Origin of the sequence: Phytobacter massiliensis JC163, from assembly GCF_000321045.1 — a bacterium.
Lineage (GTDB): Bacteria > Pseudomonadota > Gammaproteobacteria > Enterobacterales > Enterobacteriaceae > Phytobacter_A > Phytobacter_A massiliensis.
The window spans coordinates 35713-56932 of sequence record NZ_HE578947.1 but is presented as its reverse complement, the minus strand read 5'-3'; the positions used below and the strand labels follow the sequence as shown (position 1 = coordinate 56932).

The 21220-nt window shown below is 55.5% G+C and carries 23 protein-coding genes and 1 pseudogene; 19 read left to right on the top strand and 5 right to left on the bottom strand.

Going from position 1 to position 21220, the window contains the following annotated elements; genetic code table 11:
• Window positions 1–52: 52 nt before the first annotated feature.
• Together yjbE and pgi are read right to left on the bottom strand one after the other, a co-directional pair.
• Window positions 53–295 carry an exopolysaccharide production protein YjbE gene (gene yjbE / locus ENTHG_RS14400; RefSeq protein WP_044180962.1) on the bottom strand — a complete coding sequence of 81 codons (243 nt, stop codon included), beginning with the start codon at window positions 293–295 and terminating at the stop codon, window positions 53–55.
• Between the two features lie 369 nt (window positions 296–664).
• Window positions 665–2311, bottom strand: coding sequence for a glucose-6-phosphate isomerase (gene pgi, locus ENTHG_RS14395; protein ID WP_044180959.1), 1647 nt, complete (start codon window positions 2309–2311; stop codon window positions 665–667).
• Between the two features lie 306 nt (window positions 2312–2617).
• Between pgi and lysC the strand changes: the two genes are divergently transcribed.
• On the top strand, window positions 2618–3967 hold the full coding sequence (gene lysC, locus ENTHG_RS14390) for a lysine-sensitive aspartokinase 3 (protein WP_044180957.1): 1350 nt from the start codon (window positions 2618–2620) through the stop codon (window positions 3965–3967).
• A 39-nt stretch (window positions 3968–4006) separates the two neighbouring features.
• Here lysC and ENTHG_RS14385 read toward each other — a convergent pair whose 3' ends face one another.
• Window positions 4007–4354 carry a Mor transcription activator family protein gene (locus ENTHG_RS14385; protein ID WP_044180954.1) on the bottom strand — a complete coding sequence of 116 codons (348 nt, stop codon included), beginning with the start codon at window positions 4352–4354 and terminating at the stop codon, window positions 4007–4009.
• A 570-nt stretch (window positions 4355–4924) separates the two neighbouring features.
• Between ENTHG_RS14385 and ENTHG_RS14380 the strand changes: the two genes are divergently transcribed.
• The 18 genes and pseudogenes from ENTHG_RS14380 to ENTHG_RS14295 all read left to right on the top strand — a co-directional run bounded on the left by ENTHG_RS14380 (window position 4925) and on the right by ENTHG_RS14295 (window position 19149).
• Window positions 4925–5212, top strand: coding sequence for a putative holin (locus ENTHG_RS14380; RefSeq protein WP_044180951.1), 288 nt, complete (start codon window positions 4925–4927; stop codon window positions 5210–5212).
• Window positions 5212–5817: a transglycosylase SLT domain-containing protein gene (locus tag ENTHG_RS14375; RefSeq protein ID WP_106403278.1), complete on the top strand. Its 606-nt coding sequence runs from the start codon at window positions 5212–5214 to the stop codon at window positions 5815–5817. Before ENTHG_RS14380 ends, ENTHG_RS14375 begins: the two co-directional genes overlap by 1 nt.
• A 13-nt stretch (window positions 5818–5830) precedes the next feature.
• Window positions 5831–6145: a hypothetical protein gene (locus ENTHG_RS14370; RefSeq protein ID WP_044180948.1), complete on the top strand. Its 315-nt coding sequence runs from the start codon at window positions 5831–5833 to the stop codon at window positions 6143–6145.
• A 226-nt stretch (window positions 6146–6371) separates the two neighbouring features.
• Complete coding sequence (locus ENTHG_RS14365; RefSeq protein WP_044180945.1) at window positions 6372–6824, top strand: Gp37 family protein; 453 nt, start codon at window positions 6372–6374, stop codon at window positions 6822–6824.
• Window positions 6821–7024: a hypothetical protein gene (locus ENTHG_RS14360; RefSeq protein WP_044180942.1), complete on the top strand. Its 204-nt coding sequence runs from the start codon at window positions 6821–6823 to the stop codon at window positions 7022–7024. The genes ENTHG_RS14365 and ENTHG_RS14360 overlap by 4 nt, the downstream gene beginning before the upstream one ends.
• Window positions 7014–8444 (top strand): phage tail sheath subtilisin-like domain-containing protein, encoded by a 1431-nt coding sequence (locus ENTHG_RS14355; RefSeq protein ID WP_044180940.1) that lies wholly within the window; start codon window positions 7014–7016, stop codon window positions 8442–8444. The genes ENTHG_RS14360 and ENTHG_RS14355 overlap by 11 nt, the downstream gene beginning before the upstream one ends.
• Complete coding sequence (locus tag ENTHG_RS14350; RefSeq protein ID WP_044180938.1) at window positions 8444–8968, top strand: phage major tail tube protein; 525 nt, start codon at window positions 8444–8446, stop codon at window positions 8966–8968. The genes ENTHG_RS14355 and ENTHG_RS14350 overlap by 1 nt, the downstream gene beginning before the upstream one ends.
• Window positions 8969–9009: 41 nt before the next feature.
• Window positions 9010–9327 carry a phage tail assembly protein gene (locus ENTHG_RS14345; RefSeq protein ID WP_044180937.1) on the top strand — a complete coding sequence of 106 codons (318 nt, stop codon included), beginning with the start codon at window positions 9010–9012 and terminating at the stop codon, window positions 9325–9327.
• A gap of 184 nt (window positions 9328–9511) precedes the next feature.
• Window positions 9512–11839 (top strand): phage tail tape measure protein, encoded by a 2328-nt coding sequence (locus tag ENTHG_RS14340; protein ID WP_044180935.1) that lies wholly within the window; start codon window positions 9512–9514, stop codon window positions 11837–11839.
• Window positions 11839–12792, top strand: a complete 954-nt coding sequence (locus ENTHG_RS14335) for a phage tail protein (protein ID WP_044180933.1) — start codon at window positions 11839–11841, stop codon at window positions 12790–12792. Before ENTHG_RS14340 ends, ENTHG_RS14335 begins: the two co-directional genes overlap by 1 nt.
• On the top strand, window positions 12792–13001 hold the full coding sequence (locus ENTHG_RS14330; protein ID WP_044180930.1) for a tail protein X: 210 nt from the start codon (window positions 12792–12794) through the stop codon (window positions 12999–13001). The genes ENTHG_RS14335 and ENTHG_RS14330 overlap by 1 nt, the downstream gene beginning before the upstream one ends.
• Complete coding sequence (locus ENTHG_RS14325; protein WP_044180927.1) at window positions 12989–14029, top strand: phage late control D family protein; 1041 nt, start codon at window positions 12989–12991, stop codon at window positions 14027–14029. Before ENTHG_RS14330 ends, ENTHG_RS14325 begins: the two co-directional genes overlap by 13 nt.
• A 9-nt stretch (window positions 14030–14038) precedes the next feature.
• Window positions 14039–14782 (top strand): phage baseplate assembly protein V, encoded by a 744-nt coding sequence (locus ENTHG_RS14320; RefSeq protein WP_044180924.1) that lies wholly within the window; start codon window positions 14039–14041, stop codon window positions 14780–14782.
• A 176-nt stretch (window positions 14783–14958) separates the two neighbouring features.
• A complete protein-coding gene (locus tag ENTHG_RS14315) occupies window positions 14959–15318 on the top strand; it encodes a GPW/gp25 family protein (RefSeq protein ID WP_044180921.1) in 360 nt (119 codons plus the stop codon).
• A pseudogene (locus ENTHG_RS14310) lies at window positions 15309–16321 on the top strand (baseplate assembly protein). Before ENTHG_RS14315 ends, ENTHG_RS14310 begins: the two are co-directional and overlap by 10 nt.
• Window positions 16314–16946, top strand: coding sequence for a phage tail protein I (locus tag ENTHG_RS14305; RefSeq protein WP_044180918.1), 633 nt, complete (start codon window positions 16314–16316; stop codon window positions 16944–16946). The pseudogene ENTHG_RS14310 and the gene ENTHG_RS14305 overlap by 8 nt, the downstream one beginning before the upstream one ends.
• Window positions 16947–16948: 2 nt before the next feature.
• Entirely contained in the window at window positions 16949–18622 is a 1674-nt protein-coding gene (locus ENTHG_RS14300) for a tail fiber protein (RefSeq protein WP_044180915.1), read from the top strand.
• A gap of 71 nt (window positions 18623–18693) precedes the next feature.
• The gene (locus ENTHG_RS14295; RefSeq protein ID WP_044180913.1) at window positions 18694–19149 is read left to right on the top strand and encodes a hypothetical protein; all 456 of its coding nucleotides are present in this window, start codon (window positions 18694–18696) and stop codon (window positions 19147–19149) included.
• A 36-nt stretch (window positions 19150–19185) separates the two neighbouring features.
• Here ENTHG_RS14295 and ENTHG_RS14290 read toward each other — a convergent pair whose 3' ends face one another.
• Together ENTHG_RS14290 and ENTHG_RS14285 are read right to left on the bottom strand one after the other, a co-directional pair.
• Entirely contained in the window at window positions 19186–19989 is an 804-nt protein-coding gene (locus tag ENTHG_RS14290) for a nucleotidyltransferase domain-containing protein (RefSeq protein WP_044180910.1), read from the bottom strand.
• A gap of 4 nt (window positions 19990–19993) precedes the next feature.
• Entirely contained in the window at window positions 19994–21220 is a 1227-nt protein-coding gene (locus ENTHG_RS14285; protein ID WP_044180907.1) for an RtcB family protein, read from the bottom strand.

Genomic DNA, 21220 nt, shown 5'->3' with positions numbered 1-21220 from the left:
GAGGGGACGAAATAACCACACCGAAGTGTGGTTATGATTAAAGTACTCGTGGTTATTGAGTACTGGTGGTCGTGGTGGTGGTGGTTCCGGTATTGGAACCGTCGCCGCCGCCGGTTGCCGCCAGGGCAACACCCACCGCAGAGCTTACGGTGCTGACGCTGGTCGCTGAGGAGCTACCCGCAGAGACCGCCGTCGCCGCCGAGCCTGCCGCTTCACCGACCTGAACCGGTGCCGCTAAGGCAGACGTCGCCGCAAGCGCGGTGATGGCAAAAATGCCATACAGTGCTTTTTTCATATCAATTTCCCTTCAATGAATGAATGGAGATTTGCCTGAAATACACAGGCGAAGACGAGTATACACAACTAAAGCAGGCTATTTAGACAATGGGAAACGCAGCGGCGAGTTTTAAGAAAATTGGAAAAACGGCTAATATACGAAAGAGTTATTTAATTTAAAACACTGTTATTTCAATAGGTTGTTATTTGAGACATAACAGCGAAGTATACGTAACATCTGAAAATAACACTGATGAATTACCGGGGTTTACGTCTTTTTCGGAATTACCTCAGAGCGGTGAATTAATCATATGCCAGGGCAACGGGAATTATCTGATAAAAAAAGCCGATATTATTATCGGCTTTTTTATCTGTGGCTATTAACGCATTAACGCCAGGCTTTATAACGATTGATCAGCCCATTGGTTGAGCTGTCGTGAGAGGAAATTTCGCTCTCATCGTTCAGCTCCGGCAGGATGCGGTTAGCCAGCTGTTTGCCCAGCTCAACGCCCCACTGGTCGAAGGTGAAGATGTTGAGGATTACGCCCTGGGTAAAGATTTTGTGCTCATACAGCGCAATCAGCGCGCCCAGGCTGAACGGAGTGATTTCGCGCAGCAGAATAGAGTTGGTCGGGCGGTTGCCTTCGAACACTTTAAACGGCACTACATGCTCAAGCTGAGCCGGATCTTTACCCTGGGAGCGATACTCCTGCTCCACGACCTCGCGGGATTTACCGAACGCCAGCGCTTCGGTCTGGGCGAAGAAGTTAGAGAGCAGCTTCTGATGATGGTCAGAGAGCGCGTTATGGGTAATGGCCGGGGCGATAAAGTCGCAGGGAACCATTTTGGTACCCTGGTGAATCAGCTGGTAGAACGCGTGCTGGCCGTTGGTGCCCGGCTCGCCCCAGATGATTGGGCCAGTCTGGTAATCCACCGGGTTGCCGTTACGGTCGACGTATTTACCGTTGGACTCCATGTTGCCCTGCTGGAAGTAAGCGGCAAAGCGATGCATATACTGGTCGTATGGCAGAATCGCTTCGGTTTCTGCGCCGAAGAAGTTGTTGTACCAGATACCAATCAGCGCCAGCAGCACCGGCAGGTTTTTCTCAGCCGGGGTCGTCGAGAAGTGCTTGTCCATCGCGTGCGCGCCGGAGAGCAGCTCAACAAAGTTGTCGAAGCCGACGGAGAGGATGATAGAGAGACCAATCGCCGACCACAGAGAGTAACGACCGCCGACCCAGTCCCAGAACTCGAACATATTGGCGGTATCAATGCCGAACTCGCCCACCGCTTTCGCATTGGTAGAGAGCGCCGCGAAGTGTTTCGCCACGTGCTGCTCATCGCCAGCGGTTTTCAGGAACCAGTCGCGCGCGCTGTGGGCGTTGGTCATGGTTTCCTGGGTGGTGAAGGTTTTGGAAGCGACCAGGAACAGGGTCGTTTCCGGGTTCACTTTTTTCAGCACTTCGGCGATGTGGGTGCCATCAACGTTGGAGACGAAGTGCATATTAAGGTGGTTTTTATACGGACGCAGCGCTTCGGTCACCATGAACGGGCCAAGGTCAGAGCCGCCGATACCGATGTTTACCACGTCGGTAATCGCCTTGCCGGTATAGCCTTTCCAGCTTCCTGAAATGATCGCCTCAGAGAAAGATTTCATCTTCTCCAGCACCGCGTTCACTTCCGGCATGACATCTTTGCCGTCAACCATAATCGGGGTATTGCTGCGGTTGCGCAGGGCCACGTGCAGCACGGCGCGATCTTCGGTGCGGTTGATCTTCTCGCCGGAGAACATGGATTTGATGGCGTCTGCCAGTTCGGTCTCTTTGGCCAGATCCTGTAGCTTAGCCAGCGTCTCTTCGGTAATGCGGTTTTTAGAAAAATCCACCAGCATCAAATCGTCGAACGTAGCGGAAAACTTAGCAAAACGGTCGTTATCTTTCGCGAACAGCTCAGCGATCGTAACGTCCTTCATCTCTTCAAAGTGTTTCTGTAGCGCCTGCCAGGCAGAAGTCTGCGTCGGATTGATGTTTTTCATGAGCAATACTCTTCTGATTTGAGAATTGTGACTGGGATCGATTGTAACGCCAGACACAGAAAAGTGTGATGGGTTTTAATGCCGTTCCCTGCGCATCGATCAAACACGGGTAAAAAGTATAGCGTTTAACGCCAGCATATAAGCACCATTACTACCCCTGCTCCCAGCATGAAAAATCCGCATAATCCCGGCGTTGACAGTATCAGTCACACATTTTATTTATAAATACGGTATTTGCGCCTGCACCGGTTTCTTTTCTGCCCTTGTGCTCAGGTCGCGTTTTTCTTTCCCTGACACGAGGTCGTTATGACAGATGTAATCGTTGCAAAATTTGGCGGCACCAGCGTTGCCGATTTTGATGCCATGAACCGCAGCGCGGATGTCGTGCTTGCCGATCCGAACGTACGCCTGGTGGTGCTTTCCGCCTCGGCGGGCGTCACCAATCTGCTGGTCGCTCTGGCCGATGGTCTGGAGACCAGCGAACGCTTCGTGAAGCTCGACGCGATCCGTAAAATCCAGTTCGATATCCTGGAGCGCCTGCAAAACCCCAACGTCATTCGTGAAGAGATTGAACGCCTGCTGGAGAACATCACCACGCTGGCGGAGGCCGCCTCGCTCGCTACGTCTACGGCGCTGACGGATGAACTGGTCAGCCACGGCGAGCTGATGTCGACCCTGCTGTTTGTGGAGATCCTGCGCGAGCGCGACGTGATGGCGCAGTGGTTTGACGTGCGCAAGATCATGCGCACCAGCGATCGCTTTGGCCGCGCGGAGCCGGATGTCGCGGCGCTTTCCGAACTCGCCACGCAGCAGCTTAAACCGCGTCTGGCGGACGGCCTGGTCATTACCCAGGGCTTTATCGGCAGCGAGGCCAAAGGGCGCACCACCACGCTTGGCCGCGGCGGCAGCGACTACACCGCCGCACTGCTTGGCGAAGCGCTGCAGGCGGCCCGCGTTGATATCTGGACCGACGTGCCCGGCATCTACACCACCGATCCACGCGTGGTGCCTGCGGCAAAACGTATTGATGAGATCGCCTTCGAAGAGGCGGCGGAGATGGCCACGTTCGGCGCGAAAGTGCTACACCCCGCGACCCTGTTGCCCGCCGTACGCAGCGATATCCCGGTCTTTGTCGGCTCCAGTAAAGATCCCCAAGCCGGCGGCACGCTGGTGTGCAATAAGACGCACAACCCGCCGCTGTTCCGCGCGCTGGCGCTGCGCCGCAAGCAGACGCTGCTTACGCTCCATAGCCTGAACATGCTCCACTCGCGCGGCTTCCTCGCCGAAGTGTTCGGTATTCTGGCGCGGCATAATATTTCGGTGGATTTGATCACCACCTCGGAAGTGAGCGTGGCGCTGACGCTCGACACCACCGGTTCAACGTCAACCGGGGACACGCTGCTCACCCAGGCGCTGCTGACCGAGCTCTCTTCCCTCTGCCGTGTGGAGGTGGAAGAGAACCTGGCGCTGGTGGCGCTGATTGGCAACGATTTGTCAAAAGCCTGCGGCGTGGGTAAAGAGGTGTTCGGCGTGCTGGAGCCGTTTAATATCCGGATGATCTGCTACGGCGCATCGAGCTATAACCTCTGCTTCCTGGTGCCGGGCACCGAGGCCGAGCAGGTGGTGCAGAAGCTTCATCACAACCTGTTTGAATGAGAGAGCAGGGCCGTATAACAGCTATACGGCCCGTCAGATTTACAGCATCCGCCGCTGGTGCTGTTTCTCGGTATGCACCCGCTTCACAATTTTATAGATCCATTGCAGCGTCAATTTATACTTCCTTGCCAGCTCCGCATAGTTGCGGCCATTACACTCTTCATAAATCTGGTAATCCCGCTCGGAGGCCCGGCTTGAAACCCCTTTTGGAAAGTAGATGCTTTGCCCGCCCCAGTTGCGCATCATCCGATCCGCGATGGCATGGCCGACATTCTCTGCCGATGCGCTGTCGACATTCATGCTTTCAATAAGGATTTGCGACGCGTGAAAGGCCAGATCGCTGATGATCTCCGGCACCCGAACTGTTTCTTTTGATTTTTGAATCATAAGTTATCTCCATATATCCTGCACCCCGTGCTGCCCGGAATCGCCTGTATAAAGGGAGCGCGTAAAACAGGTGCGTTAACTAACCGCAAATACATTCATAATTCGAATAAATAACACTTCCCTGATGGAATAATTATTTCAGAGAAAAATGTTTAATACATTTCTAATTCACAATTTGAATATATTTTACAGGCAGAGCGGTCTCTTTCTGATGGCCCCATTTTACACATTACTGTATGCATATACAGTAATTTTTTACGCTTTTTTCTGCGCGCGATCAAAAAAGATCGTTGCCGTCACAGCGGTGAAATTCATTAAACAAACTTTAAAAATCAATCATATAAACACAGCCTCTTTTTTGCTCCTGCCCTCTTCGCCGCCTTCTTCCCCCAAACAGCACAGCCTGCTGGCAAGCCATCATCGCCGGTTGCTGTTCTCCTGTTTCGTCTTATCGCCTTGCGTTAGCGGGATACGGGGAAATACATTTTTTAAACTTATTTATTAAACCGTTTTTCGTTTTAACGATCGCGGCAAACCCCATACTCGTCTCCCGTTTATCAGGAGATACATATGAAAAAAACATGCTTCCCCCGCCTCTCCGGCTGGCTGGTCGCCTCGGCTATTCTTTTCACGCTTATTGGCTGGGTTTCGTCAGCGCAAATTCCGGTCGTCATCTATAAGCTCAGTCTGGTATCGCTGTCGGCAGTATTAGGCTACTGGCTCGATCGCAGCCTTTTTCCCTGGGCCCGTCCGGACTCTTTTTGCCCGTGGCAGGAGTCGGTATGCTGCGCCGCCGCGATGATCCGTCGCGCCGTCATTGTGGCCGCCGTCTGCCTTGCCGTCGCGCTGGGGCTGTAATGATGTGGCGTTCATGCATCTGTCTGCTGTGGATGTTAGCCCTGTCAGCCAACGCCGCCGAACCGCCGCGTGCAGCGTTAAAATGGCGCAATGAACTGATCCGTACCGCCCGCGAAATCTGGGGGATAAATGCCCCGGTGGCTGATTTTGCCGGGCAGTTACATCAGGAGTCGGGCTGGAACCCGGCGGCCCGTTCGCCGGTCGGCGCGCAGGGAATGGCGCAGTTTATGCCTGCAACAGCGCAATGGGTAAGCCAGCTCTATCCGCAGCTACGGGAAAACAAGCCGTTCAATCCGGTCTGGGCGATACGCGCGCTGGTGCAGTACGACCGTCAACTCTGGCGCGGCATCACGGCGAAAGACAGCTGTCAGCGTATGGCCTTTACCCTTAGCGCCTATAACGGCGGCCAGGGTTGGGTTAACCGCGATAAAAAGCTGGCAGCCGCCAAAGGGCTTGATTCAACAGTCTGGTTTGATCATGTGGAACGGGTCAACGCCGGGCGCAGCGCCGCCAACTGGCGGGAAAACCGTCACTATCCAAAAGTGATTTTATACCAGCACGCCGCCCGCTATTTGCAGTGGGGGCACGCCAGCTGCATTCAGTAATCAGAGGAGGCCAATGAAACTCAGCATCGATTTCTGGGAAATTATCTCCCTCTTGCTCTCCTTTGTTGGGCTGCTGTTTGCCGCCGGTAAACTGCTGCTGGCGCAAATAGAGAAGCGGTTGAGCGAACGCTTTGAAGCCCTGGAAATAGCCCGCCGGGAGTCAGAAATAGGCTGGTCAAGGCTGGAACGAGAATTTCTGGAATTCAGAGCCGATCTTCCGCTGCATTATGTTCGCCGGGAAGATTATTTACGCGGCCAGGCGGTAATAGAAGCCAAACTGGATGCGCTATATAGCAAGATAGAATTGATCCAACGTGGAGGTGCATAACCTAAATCCCCGTCATACTTCAAGTTGCATGAGCGTTGGCTTTCCTGCAACTCGAATTATTTAGGGTATAAATCCTCGTCGTAAATACGCCGGGGATTTTTTATTTCTTTTAACTTTTTTCTTTAAAGCAGATTAAAAGCATTCACCGCGCCATCACGCCAGAATACTCCCGAACTGTGACGGAGAGGAAATGTGATTCTCCGTGAAAGAGTAAGGAGAACACCAAATGGAAACCTCAGCTGTTATTACGGCGCTGATGGAATATCTGCGCGAATTAAATCCGGATATGGATGTATCTATTTCCACGCAAAGTGCAACGGATTATATCCCGCTTAATAACCGCCCGGCGGTACTCATTCATTACAGCGGCGCCGATTTTGCGGCAACCGAAAGCACAGACGCCGTGGTGCAGAGGCGGACTCTCCATTTCACCGCGACCGTCATCGCGCCGCAGGCTGATGCGCTTAACGCCCTGGATCGGACCCGCCAGACGCTGGGCGGTATCGCCCTTCCCGGCTGCGATCGCCTGCTGTGGATGAAGAGCGAAACGTTCATCGGCAATAACGCGGGCTTTGCCTGTTACGCCCTGGAAATGGCGTCCAGCGCCCTGTTTATCGCCAATCAGGAAAGCAAGGATCTCCCTCTGCTGACCATCGTTAACTATGAGGAAATTCAATGAAATATATCTATAGCGGCCCGGCAAGCGGCGTCACCCTTGCCGATGGCGAAGAGCTTTTATTGTGGACCGACAGCGAAGTCTCCCTGCCGGAGGACAACGAGTGGGTCATGACCATGATTGCTCGCGGTCATTTAACGCCGGTCATTACCGAAGCGGCAGAAATTACAGAAGAAGAAGAGGAAATTGTACATGGCAGCTAATTACCTGCACGGTGTAGAAACCATTGAAATTGAAACCGGCCCGCGTCCTATTAAAGCGGTAAAATCCGCCGTTATTGCCCTGATCGGCACCGCCCCAAGCGGCCCGGTTAACCAGCCGACGCTGTGCTTATCAGAAAGCGATGCGGCGCAGTTTGGCGCAAATGTTTCCAACTTCACCATTCCGCAAGCGCTGAAAGCCATTTACGATCACGGCGCAGGCACGGTCGTTGTTATTAACGTCCTCAGCCCTGTTCTCCATAAAGTCACCGCTAATATCAGTCTTCGCTTTGACGCGGACGGAAAAGCGAAGATTCAGCCGAATAATAAGGCTTATCAAACGGTAGTGATTAGCCGTGGCTCTAACGGCAGCTCGCCTTATGTGCTGGGCACGGATTACACCGTGGATATGCTCACTGGCGAAGTGACCTGCCTTAATGGCGCATTAACACCCAACTCGCAGGCTTACGCCAACGTTACCTATACCGACCCAACTAAAATTACCGCGTCGGAAATCATTGGCGCTATCAACGCCGCGGGCGATCGCACCGGGATGAAGCTCCTGCAGGATATCTATACCCAGTACGGTTTTTATCCCAAAATCCTGCTGGCGCCGGTCTTCTGTACGCAAAAAACCGTGGCGACTGAACTCATCACTCAGGCGGAAAAGCTGGGGGCCATTACCTATATTGACGCCCCTGTCGGCACCACCTTCCAGCAGGTGCTGGCGGGCCGCGGGTCGAAAGGCACGATCAACTTCAACACCAGTTCCGATCGCGCTCGCCTGTGCTATCCGCACGTGAAAGCGTTCAACAGCGAAACCAATAGCGAGGTGCTGGAGCCGCTCTCTTCCCGCGCTGCGGGCCTGCGCGCCAAAGTCGATATTGAAAAGGGATTCTGGTGGAGTAATTCCAATCAGGAGATCCAGGGTATTACCGGCGTTGAGCGTTCGCTGTCGGCGATGATTGACGATCCGCAAAGCGAAGTGAACCTGCTGAATGAGAATGGCATCACCACTGTTTTCAACAGCTACGGTTCCGGCTACCGCCTGTGGGGCAACCGCACCGCCGCCTGGCCGACCGTGACCCATATGCGTAACTTTGAAAACGTGCGGCGTACCGGCGATGTGATTAATGAATCCATCCGTTATTTCAGCCAGCAGTTTATGGATATGCCGATTAACCAGGCGCTGATCGACGCGCTGACGGAATCAGTGAACGGCTGGGGGCGCAAGCTTATTGCCGATGGCGCGCTGCTGGGCTTCGAATGCTGGTATGACCCGGCGCGAAATTCACAAACGGAGCTGGCGGCGGGTCATTTGTTGCTTAACTACAAATTTACGCCGCCGCCGCCGCTGGAACGTCTGACATTTGAAACTGAAATTACCTCTGAATATTTAGTCTCTCTGGAGAGCAATAGCTAATGGCCGGAAAAATTCAAATTAACCGTATTACCAACGCCAATATTTATCTTGATGGCAATAACCTGTTAGGGCGCGCCAGCGAAATTAAACTGCCGGATATTAGCCTGATTATGCAGGAGCATAAAGCGCTGGGGATGGTGGGTAAGATCGAGCTGCCCGCCGGGTTTGATAAGCTGGAAGGCGAAATCAAATGGAACGTGTTTTACCACGATGTCATGCGCAAAACCGCCAACCCGTGGCAGGCCGTGGCATTACAGTGCCGCTCAAACGTTGACTGCTATAACTCTCAGGGTCGGGCCGATCAGCTGGCGCTGGTCACCCATATGACCGTGATGTTTAAAAAGAATCCGCTGGGCACGTTTAAACAGAATGAAAACCCGGAATTCAGTAGCGCCTTCGGCTGCACCTATATCAAACAGGTTGTAGACGGCGAAACGCTGCTCGAACTGGATTATCTGGCGAATATCTTCCGCGTAAATGGCGAAGATCAATTAACGGCTTACCGTAACAATATCGGCGGCTAATTTATTCGGGGCTGCGGCCCCGAAATTAAAAGGATAATAAAATGAGCGAAAAATATACTCTGCAATTCCCGTTTACCTCTGCGGCGGGCGAACATATTGAAACCCTGACGCTGCGCCGCCTGAAAGTAAAAGACATGCGTAATGCGCGACGCGCCAGCGACAAGCCGGAGGAGTGGGACGAGCCGCTGATGGCGGCCATGACCGGCCTGGTACAGGAGGACCTGGCGGAAATGGATCTGCTTGATTATCAGGCGCTGCAAAAGCGATTTCAGGCCATGCTCGGTATGGCTACAGAATCCGCCGCAGCTATGGCAGGCAATGGCGCTGCTGGCGAGATGGTTTCGCTTTCCGCCCAGTGAGATCGATGCCCTGGCGGTTGAGGATTTCACCCGCTGGCTGGACGAAGCGAACACCCAGATAAAACACGAATACGATTCGCAGGCGTAACGCCTGCGGGTCTCCCAACCTTACGCCCGGTTTCCTGCCCCTTCTCTGCCATTTCAAGAAAGCCTGCCGCCGGGCCATCAAACGGAAGAATTTACTTTGGCCAACGACATTATGACCCAGCTACAGGCGCGTAATGAGACGTTGACGCAGGCAATTGCCCGTAACGGCTCACGTAACGCCCGCCAGTTACAATCGCTCAGCACTGAGCATGAAAAAATCACCAGACTTACACAGCAGCTAACGGCATCCGCCTTACGCCGGGAAGAAAACAGCAACCGTCGTGAAGCCTTGCTCACCGAAACCCGCACATTTATCAGTCAGATGGGCAAACTTTTGCTGGTAGAGCAGCCAGACTGGCGGCTGCCCTTCGAGTTTCAGGACGGCATGGTCAATATGGCCATCAAAAACGACATGGATGACGATACACGCGACGCTCTGAGCCTGAATCTGCGCGACTGGAGCCTCGATTTCAATCAGGATCAGTTGGCCCTGCAGGATGCCGCCACCACGATGATGGAAGGCGGAATCCGTTCCCTGCATGAGCTCAACCGCTATATGCCCGACATCGCCAAAGCCGCCACCGCCACCCGCGACAGCGCGCAAACCTGGGCGCAGGCGGCCATCTCGACCCGCAACCAGTTGCATATTGCTCCGCAAGCGTTCCACGTCGCGCAGACGATGCTGGCGGACGTCGCGAAGAACGGCGGCGTCTCCGTGGCCGATCAAACCCTGTGGATTGAACGCTTTGCCGCGCGGACAGGCGCGCAGGGAACAGAGGGGCTTGCGGAACTGGCGGCGACACAGCAAATCGCGATGCAAAACGCCCCCAGCGCTGCCGCTGCGGAGGATAATTTCGCCCATTTCCTGCACACCACCTTCTCCAGGAAGACGGATAACTGGTTTGCCAGCCAGGGGGTGGATCTGCGGGGCTCGCTGCTGGAGCACCAACAAAACGGCCTGGGCGTGGCGCAGGCCATGGCCCATATCGTCGAAATGCAGCTGCAGAAAATGAACCCGCTGATCCTCGACCAGTTTAAGCAGGCCATGAAAATTGACGATCTTAGCGCCCGGGCAGATGCGCTACAGGCTCTGGTCACGCAATTTAATCTCGGCGAGATGTTCGGCGACAGGCAAACGCTGGATTTCCTCGCGCCGATGCTGGCGAACAGCGGCGAATTTCAGCAGCTGAAAACGTCTAATATGCAGGCCGGGCAGAGCACCATGCTGGACAGCGATTTCACCACCAGGATGTCCTCTCCCCTTGAGCAGACCAAAGCGTTGCAGCTGGCGCTCAACGATCTGTGGCTCACCGTCGGCCTGCAGCTCATGCCGGCGATCGGCGATCTGGCGGTAAGCCTTACCCCGCTTATTCGCCAGTTCAGCGCCTGGCTGCGTGATAACCCGGCGCTGGTACAGGGCATCGCCAAATTTATCGGCGCAATCTGGCTGTTCAACGGCGCGCTCAGCGTCCTGAAGCTGGGAGCGAACCTTGTCGCCTCGCCAATTATTCGCCTGATCGATCTGTTCCTCAAATTAAAAGCCCGCCTGGCCCTGAGCGGCGCCATCGGGAAAGCATGGAACGCGCTGAAAGGGCTAGGCGGCGGTCTGTCGAGAGTGGGTGGCTGGCTGAAAGGGCTGGGCAGAGGCTTTCTGCAACTGGGAAGCAGACTAAAAGGGCTGGGCAGAGTTTTTATGACGCTGGGACGCTGGGTTCTCCGTTTCCTGCTCATGACGCCCCTGGGCCGCATTATCTCCGTCATCGTCGGCGCGGTATTGCTGATTTACCGCTATTTTGAGCCGATTAAAAAGTTCTTTCTGGGACTCTGGGAGCGCATCAAAGAGATCTTTGCTGGCGGTGTGTTGGGCATTACGGCGTTCATTCTCGACTGGTCGCCGCTGGGCATATTTTACAAAGCGTTCGCCGGTTTGATGAGCTGGCTCGGCATTGACCTGCCTGCCAGCTTTAGCGAATTCGGCGGCAAAATGATAAGTAGCCTGGTTAACAGCCTGGTGAAGGCATTCCCCGTTCTGGGGGAGGTGTTCAGCAAGATAAAAAGCTATATCCCGGACTGGTTGAAGAAAGTTATTGGCATCAGCGTTGAGCCACAGGGCGCTGCAATAATGCCGGGCGTCGCCGGAATGGCGCTGGCTGGCCCGGTTCCTCCGCCACTCGCGACAGGGGCGAAATCGCCTGTCACACCTTCCCCTCTTAGCGTACCGCCAAAAACCGCTGCGAAACCGTTGGTATTGCCGCCGCGCGCTCAGGGGAATGTACAGGTTCATTTTTCGCCGCAGGTCACCGTCCAGGGGAACGGCGCGAATGCCGCCGGAGAGGTCAACAAGGTGCTGGCGCTGAATAAACACCAGCTGGAAAAAATGATTAACGATGTGATGGCGCAGCAACAGCGCCGGGGGTACGCCTGATGTATGCCGTATTAGGAGAAATAGAGTTTGAGGTCGTTGCTTACTGGGACGGCTTCGAAAACACAATGGGCGTGGATTACGCCTCTCATGCCCGTATCGAAGGTAAACCAGGGGTGCAGTTTATCGGCGACAAGCTGGACAAAATTACGCTGCAGTTCAGTTTCCACAGCCAGTACTGTCAGCCGACAGCGGAGCTGAACCGCCTGCGGCAAGCCATGACCGCGCATCAGGCGATGGCGCTGGTGTTTGGCAACGGCGATTACCGCGGCTGGTTCGTGATAACCGACCTGACGGCTACCCACCAGCACACCGATCCTTACGGCAACGTGATTGCCCAGAGCGGTAGCCTGTCGCTGCAGGAGTACACCGGTAACCCGAAGAGCCCGCTGTTGCCGCCCGCAGTCTCAACGCAGGACCCAAATATTGATGAGCAGTGGCAGGATTTCCCGCGGCTTGGCGACAGCTGGTTCGATGACCTGATGAAGACCATCGAAGACGGAATGCGCGACGCCAGAGCGATGATGGACGATATAGCCGACGCCATTGAGGAGGCCAAAAAAATGGTCGCGCAGGCAAAAGATTTGATAAAGGAGGCGAAGGCGCTGAAAGAGAAGTGCATCAACACCATCAATACGCTGAAAAAAATCATCGACGCAACGGAGGCGCTTTTGCGCCAGCCGCTGGATTTACAAACGCTGGCGGCAATGCCTGCCGCGCTCTCCGCGCAAATCCAGGCGCTGATCGACAGCCTGCCGGGCATCCGTGACTGCGCCCACGACGCGACCACGCTGCTTGAACATGCCAAATCGCTGTTTGACACCTTCAAGCAAAGCGCGGCGGAAGCCCTCTTCAACGACGCCGCTTCGCAGGTCAACGAGGCGCGTAACAGCGTGCAAAAAACCACCACGGCGACCAGCCTTATCGCCGCCGCGATCGTCACGAGGAGGGTGTAATGCGCTACCTTGAACACATCACCACAGAGGGGGAGCGCTGGGACAACCTCGCCTGGCGCTACTATGGCGACGCCCTCGCCTATGAGCGGCTTATCGCCGCGAATCCTCATGTTGCCATCACGGCGGTGCTGCCGTCCGGCGTACGGTTAATCATCCCTGTCGTGCGCGCCACGCAGACCACAACGGAGCTGGCGCCATGGCTGAGATAACCCTGTCCGGCGGCGTCTGTGCCACGCTAACGCCCATTTTTACGCTCTGGTACGGGCATAAGGATATTACTTACGATATCGCCCCTTATGTCACTAGCATCAGCTACAGCGACAGCATCAAGAACGAGTCGGATGTTATCGCCATTACGCTGGAAGACAGCGAAGGCCGCTGGGTGAACGAATGGTATCCCGGCAAAGGCGATACCCTTGCCCTGCATCTGGGCTACCAGGGGGAGGAACTGCTGGATTGCGGCGTCTATATCATTGATAAAATTGATATCAGCGCGCCGCCGTCCACGGTGAATATTGACGGCATCGCCACCTCGGTCAGCAAAGCGCTGCGCACCAGAAACAGCGAGGGGTTTGAAGAGACCACCCTTGCCGCCATCGCCAGCCGTATTGCGCAAAAGCACGGCTTAAAGCTGGTGGGGCACATCGCTACCCTGAACATTGACCGGGTAACGCAGTACGCGGAAACCGATATTGCGTTTCTCAAGCGTCTGGCCAGTGAGTACGGCTACACCGTCAAGGTGACGGCGGCGGAGCTTGTCTTTTCACATCTGCCTTCGCTGCGCTGCCTTGCGCCGGTGAAAACCCTCGATCGGACGGATATCGGCCATTACACCTTTAACGATACCATCAACCGGATCTATAAGAACGCCACCGTACAACATCAAAACGGCAAGAAAAAGGAGCTGGTTATTTATACCCACGATAGCCAGCAAAAACCGTCGGCCAGGGGGGCGGCAACCAGCGCCGATACTCTCAAGCTCAACAGCCGCGCGCCCGATACCGGCGCGGCGCAGGCGAAAGCCAACGCCGCGCTGGACAGCCATAACGAGTATCAGCAGACCGGCACGCTGAGCCTGATGGGCTGCCCGCAGCTGACCGCGGGGAACAAAATCGAACTGACCGGCTTCGGCGTTCTGTCCGGCCAGTGGCTGATTGATAAATCAATGCATCGATTTACCCGCAGCGGCTATACCACCGAAATCGACATTTCACGCGGACCGGCGACCAGCCAGTAAGGAGACGACATGAAAGGCGTTACCCGCCAGACGGGAATTATCAGCGACATCGACGAGACCACGGTTCTCGTCAGGGTTACTCTGCCGGAGTGCGATAATCTGCAAAGCAACTGGCTGCCGGTTCTGCAGCGCAATACGCAGGACAACAAAGACTACTGGCTGCCGGATATGGGCGAACAGGTCGAGGTTCTGCTTGATGACAACGGTGAAGACGGCGTGGTGCTGGGGGCGGTTTACTCCACGGTTGACACCGCGCCGCTGGCCTCGCGCGACAAACGCTACGTGCATTTTTCCGACGGCGCGGCTTTTGAATACGATCGTCAATCGCACCAGCTCACCATCAACGGCGGTATCGAAAAGATAGTGATTGAGGTGAAAGAGAGTACCCGCCTCACCTCGCCGCTGGTGGAGGTAAAAGCGCAACAGGTAAATGTGACCTCGGAGACGGTCAGCGTGAAGGCCACTGACGTGAGCGTGGAGGCAAGCCAGGTGGCGGTACAGGCCGTTGATGTCAGCGTGGAGGCTGCCCGTACCGGCATTAAAGCGCTGGATGTAACGGTGGATGCGCCGATTAGCACCTTTACCGGCAATGTTACGGTGATGAAAAAACTGACCTGGCTTGGCGGCATGGCAGGCAGCAGCGGCGCTGGCAGCAGTGCGGTGATCACCGGCAACGTTAATATTCAGGGCAACCTAAAAGCCAGCGGTTCAGTTATGGACAGCGGCGGCAACTCAAACCACCACTCTCACTAACCCACCCGCCGCACGGCGTATCCGGGGTTCCCGGGTGCGCCTCCTGCCGCTAACTGTAGCCTGGATAAGCGAAGCGCATCCGGGACGCCCGATGCGGCGATTTTTCTCTCTTTAATCAACTCCTTTCCTAAAGCGCTTTAATATCGCGCCGCCTCCGTTGAGGTGAAAATAGCCGCATGAACACGAAAACACGACCCTCAACCCTGCACTGGCAACCTGCCCTGCAGCGCCCTGAAGAATATGTCTGCGGGCTGGACGATATTCATCAGGCAATACACATCATCCTGCGCACGCCGCGCGGCAGCGATCCTCACAGACCGCTGTTTGGCAGCAACCTGTGGCGCTATATCGACTATCCCGTCGAGCGAGCTATTCCGCACGTGGTACGGGAGTCGGTGGAGGCGATCCGCATGTGGGAGCCACGTTGCCGCCTGCTCAAGGTGACGCCGACGATTGACGGCGAACACCTGACGCTTCATGTGCAATGGCGCGCCGCAGACGGCGTTATTAACTCTACGGAGGTGTTATGGCGATAGCCGAACCCGATTTTATCGACCGCGACCCCGCGCAAATTACCAGCGAGATAATCGCGCAATATGAAAAGGCCAGCGGTAAAAAACTCTATCCGGCACAGGCGGAGCGGCTGCTTATCGACCTGATTGCCTATCGTGAAAACCTTGTCCGCATCGCCATTCAGGAGGCGGCGAAGCAAAACCTGGTGGCCTATTCCCGCGCCCCCATGCTGGATTATTTAGGCGAACTGGTTGGCGTTCACCGCCTGCCCGCTCAGCCAGCGAAGAGGATGTCAGGGTTCTGCCCAACAAGCCAGAGGCGGCTGTCACCGCCACCTGTCTTGTAACCGGTGAAGCGGGCAACGGCTGGGAACCTGCGCAAATCAGCGCCCTGATGGACAGGATCAGCAGCTATCCGGTGAAGGTAACCAACCTGACGACCTCGGCTGGCGGTTGCGATGAAGAGAGCGACGACGCGCTGCGGGAGCGTATCAGGCTGGCACCAGAAAGTTTCAGTAACGCAGGCAGCTACGGGGCATACCGTTTTCATACGCTTTCCGTCAGCCAGTCAATTATCGACGTGGCGATACTGGGGCCGGATGAAGGGTTGCCGGAAGGCTGCGTGGAGATCTATCCACTGACGCTGAACGGCATGCCGGGGACGGAACTGCTTGCCCAAATTCAGCAGGAAGTGGGCAAGGACAAAAAGCGCCCGCTGACCGATAAGGTCAGCGTCAAATTGCCGCCGCGGGTGCCTTATCAGATTCGCGCCCGGCTGACGCTCTTTACCCATGCCGATCAGGCGGCCACCCTTGCCGCCGCCCGCGCGGCAATTGAAGCATGGACCCAGCAGCGCCAGACGCGGCTCGGCCAGGATATTGTGCCGAATCAGATAATCAAAGTGCTGCAGGTGGATGGCGTTTACGACGTGGCGCTGGAACAGCCTGCCAAACGTGAACTGCTGGCGCATGTATGGGCGGAATGCATCATTATTGACGTGACGATTGCCGGAGTGAGCGATGGATAAATTGCATCTGCCGCCGCCGCTTGCCCGCGATGAGCGCTTTTCGCTTCTGGCGAACATCGCCGCCGAACGCTTCGCACAAATGGATCTGACGGCGCTGCTTATTTACCTGGTGGATCTGGTTGACGCCTCTGCGCTGCCTTCGCTGGCCGAACAGTTTCATGTGCAGGGACTGGAGGGCTGGTTATTCGCCCGCAATGAAAAGGAGAAGCGGGAATTAATCAAGCAGGCCATTGAGCTGCACAAATATAAAGGGACGCCCTGGGCCGTTCGTCGCGTGCTGGAGATATTATCGTTACCTGGCACTATTGCCGAATGGTTTGAATACGGTGGCAAAGCGTATTTTTTCAAAATTGAAATTGAGCTTATTAACAATGGCATCGATGAACCGCTTTTTAATCATCTGGTAGAGCTGATTCATGAATATAAAAATGTGCGTTCAAAGCTGGAAGCACTGATTATCTGGATTATTAACCAGAGCGCAATACCGGTACTGGGCTGCGCCCTTTTTGGCGGCGAAATTACCACTATTTCACCCTTCCAGGTACTGGAAGTTCAACAAACTAAGCCAGTTTATTTTGGCACAGGGCAATGGAGCCTTGAAATTACGTCTATTTACCCGGAGTAATTATGGATAATGAATTTTATACTCTCCTGACCAATAAGGGGATGGCGAAAATCGCCGCCGCGCTGGCGGAGAAAAAACAGCTGCATCTGCAAAAGATGGCGGTTGGCGACGGCGGCGGGCAATATTATGAGCCTGCCGTTAACCAGACGAAATTACGTCGCGAAGTCTGGCGCGGTGAGATGAATACCCTGACGGTCGCGCCCAATAACCCCAATTGGCTGATTGCCGAAGTAGTACTGCCGGAAAACATCGGCGGCTGGTACGTGCGCGAGGTGGGGGTATTCGACACCGACGGCGATCTGATCGCCATCGGCAAGTTCCCGGAGTCCTACAAGCCGCTGTTGCCCGGCGGCAGCGGCAAGCAGGTCTGCATTCGTCTGATTATGGAAGTGTCCAACACCACGGCGGTCACCCTGACCGTTGACCCCAGCGTGGTGCTGGCAACCCGCGACTATGTGGATTCGCTGCTGGATGAGCACGAGCACTCCACCAGACACCCGGACGCCACGCTCACGCAAAAAGGCTTTACGCAGCTCAGCAACGCCACCAACAGCGATGACGAAACCAAAGCCGCCACGCCGAAAGCGGTGAAAGCAGCGCTGGCCGAAGCGCGTAATCACACCCATACCTGGAGCCAGATAAGCGGCGTGCCGGACGGCACCCTGACCCAGAAAGGGATCGTGAAGCTGAACAACGCCACCAACAGCACCAGCACCACCGAAGCAGCAACGCCGAGCGCGGTGAAAGCAGCGATGGATAAAGCGAATGCCGCCGCACCGGCCAGCCACACTCACCCCTGGAATCAGGTCACCGGCGTACCGGACGGCACCCTGACCCAGAAAGGGGTGGTGAAGCTGAACAGCGCCACTAACAGCACCAGCACCACCGAAGCGGCGACGCCGAGCGCGGTGAAAGCGGCAATGGATAAGGCGAATGCGGCCGCACCGGCCAGCCACACCCACCCCTGGAATCAGGTCACCGGCGTACCGGATGGCACCCTGACCCAGAAAGGGGTGGTGAAGCTGAATAATGCCACTAACAGCACCAGCACCACCGAAGCGGCGACGCCGAGCGCGGTGAAAGCGGCGATGGACAAGGCGAATGCGGCGGCACCGGCGAATCATACTCATACTGCCGATCAAATTAAGGGGCTTTACCCTAAGGTAAATGGGGATGGCGCGTATTGTTTAGCTACTGTTCCATTTATAAAGAATACCCAATCAAGTCTTAATCAAATAGATGATATAAAGCAAGGCGAAATTAGAGCTGGCAGTACTTTATCCTCTTGCTGCTTTTTATCGGGGCCAGGCTTTTCCATGGGTAAAAACATGAATGCAACTGCCTATTTACCAGGAATTTGGTGGACATGCAATGCTGCACAGCATGATAAAACGGATGTGCTCCATCAATATTTGACTACAAACATGTTAATCCAACGAGTCCCTATAGGTAATACCTCTAGAGTAAAGAATATACGAAATCCTTACGCTAATTATAAAGATTTAAATGAGGGAACATATAACTCTATCAATTTCACCTGTGATATCGAAGGAATAGGTACAGAGATTTTATTTACCGCGTCAAAAGATGATCCTGAAGAATATGGAAGGCAGCTTTTCACTAATGCAGTCACTGGTATGTATGGAGAAATTCGCCCACAAGCCATTACTGTATAATAACAGGATAAATAAAATGGAATCATATTTAATCAAAAATCATTTTACGACTACACCCCAGGCTGGCAGCCATGAGTAACGCCACCGTCTGGCTCGCCTGCTATAAAGGGCGGGCGGAGCACCGGGGCATTGCCAGGGTTGCCGACTGGCTGACCCGCAAAATCACGCGTGGGATCTACTCCCACTGTGAACTGGCCGTGGCGCGCGGCGGAAATGAGTACCTCTGTTACTCGGCTTCGTTTCGCGATCGCGGCGTACGCGGCAAGCTGATGCCGTTGCCGGATGATAAGTGGGATAAGCTGCCATTGCAGACAAGTCTGCCGGAAGTGGAGGCGTTTTTCCGCCAGCATGACGGCAAACGCTACGACTGGCAGGGAGCGCTGGGGATTGTATTGGGCAACAAAGAGCATCGCAACAGGCTGTTTTGCAGCGAGTTTTGCGCGGCGTTTCTGGGGCTTAATGAGAGCTGGCGCTACTCACCGAACCACCTCTACGCGCTGGTCAGCAGTGGGCAATACCACCCTTAAAACCGAGCCGGGCTACAAAGAGTAGCCCGGATAAGGCTATGCCGCATCCGGGGACTGCGGGGCCATAACGGTCTGATACAGCAAACTATCCAGTTCGCTGCTATTTCCCTCCCTGCTGTCCGGCAATACGGGCGGGATCTCACCCCTGGCCAGTTCGGCATTCAGGAAAGCATGCAGCAGCGGGCGGCGCGGGCCATACTCCGCCTCTCCGGCGCGCTGTTTGCGAGCAAGCAGATCGTCGATTTCCCGGCGCAACGGCGCGTCCAGTTCACTACCTGCCAGCAGTTCGGCAAAACGCATCGGCGGGACGCCTTTACCCGCCTCTACCCAACGCACCGCCAGCAGAGGGCGCAGCACATAAAAGTACTTTTTCAGCCGCACCTCGTCACCCTGCAGATAGCTACGAAAGTTTTTGCGCGCCATCGAATAGTAGTGCCAGCGGGCGCGCACGGGGGAGAACCAGCGAGGCACCTGCGCTTTTAGCGCCGCCACGGTGGCGCCGTCCTGCTGATAAACCACCGGCGAGTCCAGCCACTCGATAAGCGTCGGGTTGGCCCCTTTCAACAGGCCGAGCGCCTTGCGCCACTCCCAGCCGCAGACGTCCAGCTCATCATCTATTGGCAGTTCGATAACGTCCCGCGCCGCCTCCACCCGCAGATACCACTCGGGCGGGTGAACATACAAAAAGCGCACGTCGTAATCGCTGTCCGGCGAGGCAAAACCCCACCCCCGGCTGCCGGACTCGCAGGCGTACAGTACCCGCACGCCAAAACGCTGCTCCACCTCTTTTAACTGCCGCATCACACGCTCGCGCATCGCGGCATCCACCGTGTTCATCATCTTTTTATCCTTTCACGCACACCACCTGACGCAGCGTATGCACAATTTCCACCAGCGAAGACTGGGCCGCCATTACGGCATCAATATCTTTGTAGGCCATCGGGATCTCATCGATCACCTCGCTGTCTTTACGGCACTCAACGTGAGCGGTGGCGCGGATCTGGTCCTCAACGGTAAAGCGCTTTTTCGCCGCCGTACGGCTCATGGTGCGTCCCGCGCCGTGGCTGCACGAACAGAAGCTCTCTTCGTTACCCAGCCCGCGCACGATAAAACTTTTCGCCCCCATCGAGCCGGGGATGATCCCCATCTGCCCCTTCTGCGCCGACACCGCGCCTTTGCGCGTCACCAGCACCTCTTCGTCAAAATGACGCTCTTTTTGTACGTAGTTATGGTGGCAGTTCACCGCCTCCTGCTGCGTCATAAAGGGCTTCGTCACGCTCTTCGACAGCGCCGCCAGCACGCGGGACATCATCACTTCCCGGTTATGACGGGCAAAATCCTGCGCCCACTCCACCGCCTCAATGTAATCCTCATAATGCTGGCTTCCCTCCTGGAAGTAGGCCAGATCACGATCCGGCAGGTTGGCGATATGCCGTTGCATATCCTGCTGCGCGAGGGTGATAAAGACATTACCGATGGCGTTACCGACCCCACGCGACCCGCTATGCAGCATCACCCACACCCGCTGCTGCTCATCCAGACAGATTTCAATAAAGTGGTTACCGGTCCCCAATGTTCCCAGATGCTGATGATTGTTAGTGTTCAGCAGGCGGGGATATTTATCGGTTAGCCGCTTAAAGCGCGCGGCCAACTGCCCCCAGTGAACATTCACTTCGTCCGGCGGCGTGTCCCATGCGCCAACGTCACGCTTACCGCGCCCTACGCTTCGCCCATGGGGAACGGCACGTTCAATGGCGCTGCGCAGCCCGCTTAAGTTATCCGGCAGATCGCTTGCCAGCAGCGACGTGCGCACGGCAATCATTCCGCAGCCGATATCCACCCCCACCGCGGCCGGGATGATCGCCCCTTTGGTGGGGATAACGCTGCCGATGGTCGAACCCTTACCCAGATGCACATCCGGCATGACGGCCAGGTGCTTAAAAATAAACGGCATTCTGGCGGTTTTAAGCAGCTGCGCCTGCGCCTCCGGCTCCACGGGCACGCCGTGGGTCCACATCTTCACCGGCGCGCTGTTCTGCGCCATTAACAGTTCAAAATCATTCTGCTGCAT